This window comes from uncultured Kiloniella sp. (assembly GCF_937128705.1).
Lineage (GTDB): Bacteria > Pseudomonadota > Alphaproteobacteria > Kiloniellales > Kiloniellaceae > Kiloniella.
In genome coordinates, this window is sequence record NZ_CAKZMP010000042.1 from 1 (window position 1) to 2,698 (window position 2,698).

At 45.5% G+C, this 2,698-nt stretch carries 2 protein-coding genes and 2 pseudogenes; 2 read left to right on the forward strand and 2 right to left on the reverse strand.

The window, feature by feature from the left end; genetic code table 11:
- Together Q0241_RS02525 and rsmD are read left to right on the forward strand one after the other, a co-directional pair.
- Positions 1 to 393 (forward strand): annotated as a pseudogene (locus Q0241_RS02525) (rRNA pseudouridine synthase); the annotation flags it as partial.
- 26 nt (positions 394 to 419) lie between these two features.
- The gene (rsmD, locus tag Q0241_RS02530) at positions 420 to 998 is read left to right on the forward strand and encodes a 16S rRNA (guanine(966)-N(2))-methyltransferase RsmD (protein ID WP_299372570.1); all 579 of its coding nucleotides are present in this window, start codon (positions 420 to 422) and stop codon (positions 996 to 998) included.
- Between the two features lie 15 nt (positions 999 to 1,013).
- On the opposite strand, the gene Q0241_RS02535 is transcribed toward rsmD, so the two are convergent.
- Both Q0241_RS02535 and Q0241_RS02540 read right to left on the reverse strand, forming a co-directional pair.
- The gene (locus Q0241_RS02535; RefSeq protein ID WP_299372573.1) at positions 1,014 to 2,153 is read right to left on the reverse strand and encodes a DUF3095 domain-containing protein; all 1,140 of its coding nucleotides are present in this window, start codon (positions 2,151 to 2,153) and stop codon (positions 1,014 to 1,016) included.
- Between the two features lie 107 nt (positions 2,154 to 2,260).
- Positions 2,261 to 2,698 (reverse strand): annotated as a pseudogene (locus tag Q0241_RS02540) (DNA mismatch repair protein MutL); the annotation flags it as partial.

The window sequence follows — 2,698 nt, forward strand, 5'->3', positions numbered from 1 at the left end:
GAAGCCAGTATTTCCCATCAAGCCAAGACAAACGCATGGATGTTGATGTCTTTGAAAGAGGGAAAGAACCGTGAGATCCGTCGTGTTTGTGAACACTTAGGACTGATTGTTAACCGGCTAATCAGAGTTTCCTATGGCCCCTTCCAACTTGGCGAAATTGAACCCGGTGATATTGTGGAACTACCTGCAAAACTTATCCAGGATCAATTCGGTCTTGAGGGAAAATCAGGTGCACAAAAAGACAAAACGAGTAGACAAGGTCCATCAGGTAAAAAACCACAAGGTAGAACAGGCCGAAAACCTACGGATAAGCCATCGACGAAGTCAACTGGCAAAAAGACAGCTCCTTCTCGTGGAAAATCAACATCAGGTCCTCGTGGCAAACGCTCCTAAAATGATCTCTAGGTAACGGTGTTCGTATGAGGATTGTCGGCGGTAAACACAGAGGGCGACCTTTAACCTGTCCAACGGGGAAAACCGCGCGCCCAACGCTTGATAGAACGCGCGAATCGCTCTTCAACATTCTTTTGCAAGGCGATGTCAGCAAAGGTCTGCTGCCAACAGGGACGAAATCCTTGCTCATCGGCCGACATGTTCTGGATGTTTTTGCCGGAACGGGTGCCTTGGGCCTTGAAGCCCTTTCACGAGGCGCGCAAAAAGTAACCTTTATAGAAAAAGCCCCGGACAGCCTCTCAGCCCTCCGGGACAATATCAAAAATCTGAAAGCACAACAGACCACCCAAGTTATTCAAGGCGATGCTTTAACCCCACCAAAAGCCCGAGAGGCCTGCTCACTTATTTTTATGGATGCGCCCTACAATCAGGATCTAACAGGTCCGTCAATCTCGGCTCTCGACAAAGCAGGCTGGATTGCAGAGATAGCACTCATCGCTGCCGAATGTGATGCCAAAGAAAAAGTCACGCCTCCCCTTGGCTTCGAAGAAGTCGATAACCGTAAATACGGTAAAGCCAGAATTTTCTTTTTCCTGCGAACTTGATTTAATAAGTTCCGATTACGCCACCTGTGCTTTTAAGTTTTTTGCAGCCATGGCGTAACCACCGTCGGCTCCATCAATAAAGTGGATATGTTGTGCACGATGTAAATCGAGCAACAAACAAGTCATCAATGCTTCATTAGAAACGTGCGTGCCATAAGTTATTTTACCTGCGGCTTGCTCTCTTTCCAAATACATATGGAGTTCTTGGATAACTTCCAAATCACAATCCAAAACCATCCGAACCATGTCATCAAATTTTCTGAAATCAGAGTTATTGCGTAACTCAGTCAGATAGGTTTCTGGTTGATAAGGTCCTGATTTTAAATTTACAAAATTAGCAAACCGCAAATAGATTTTTTCAAAGAGTGTTTTCAAGGTAGGCCAGATGTTGGTTCCTCTTCCTTTACTTGCAGCAAATTTTTCCAAAAAAAAGTTCTCGAAAAGTCCTCTGAGTTTCATATGCTGAATTTTCACAGGATTTGGGTCTGAACTTTCCTTGTTCAGAATTTGTTCTATATTATCAACAATACGCGGATATTCATGATCATTAACCGCATGCACTAACAATGTAATAATCTGCCCATTAATAGACTTCAAAGGTTGCCAGTGACAGGAAAGTCCTTCCAGATTAGGTAAGCGTGTTACAGCATGCAGCTTACAAAACTCTCCGGTTTCATCTGCCTTTATAATAGAATCAGCCAAGGCCAATCCGCCACCATTGAATAATGCGAGACTATTGCCGGGTGATAACTCTAATCGAGCAACTTGGATGTTTTTACCACACTCTTTGATGTGTGAAACGGGCACACACCCTACCCTCAGTTCCAAATCATAGAAGTCATGGCCAAAGCTTTTTACAGCAAGCAATTCGTCAATCAATGTATCGAGATCATCTGATGAACAGAGCAAAGATGCCCCGTCTCCACCAAAAACAAAGGGAATTTTTGCGCCACCAACCGTATTAAAAACCGCAGTAATACATGCTGCCCCCAACATGTTAATATCTTTATAGCGCCCGGCTTCTATAGCTTTGGTAGAGCTGACAACATCCGTGACGATTACCCACCAGTCATCGGGAGCTTCATGATAGTACTCATCACTAAAGGCGTGGAAGAATCGTGTCGCAGGCTTCAGGCTCAAAAAGTCAAAACTCAAGAAGTTCTCCCTGTGTGATGCGTTCCAGAAAAGCCTTCGAATACTTCCCAGTAATCAACACTCGAACGATTAAGTCGTAAAATAGCACAGCTTATAGATAGGAACGATTATCTTCTGGAAAAGAGCTTTTCTATATCTGCTAGCTTCAATTCAATATAGGTCGGGCGTCCATGGTTACATTGCCCAGAATGCGGGGTCACTTCCATCTGACGTAAAAGGGCGTTCATTTCCTCCCCATTGAGGCGGCGTCCAGACCGGACTGATCCATGACAGGCCATCGTCCCCAGAACGCGTTCAATTTGTTCTTTGAGGGCAAGGGTTTCACCCAACTCAGCAAGTTCATCCGCAAGATCCGTTACCAACGCGGCTGCATTTGCACGTTCCCCCAAGATTGCGGGAACCTCGCGTACAACAACGGCCCCAGCACCAAAACCTTCAAGAACCAGTCCCAGCTCTGATAACTCATCCGCCCGTTTCACCAATCGGTGTGCCGCATCTTCGTCAAGCTCAACAACCTCAGGCAAAAGCAGCATCTGGGTTTTCAC

Excerpts from the sequence above, each read along its gene's own strand:
- rsmD (WP_299372570.1), top strand. The coding sequence starts at position 420 with ATGAGGATTGTCGGCGGTAAACACAGAGGGCGACCTTTAACCTGTCCA.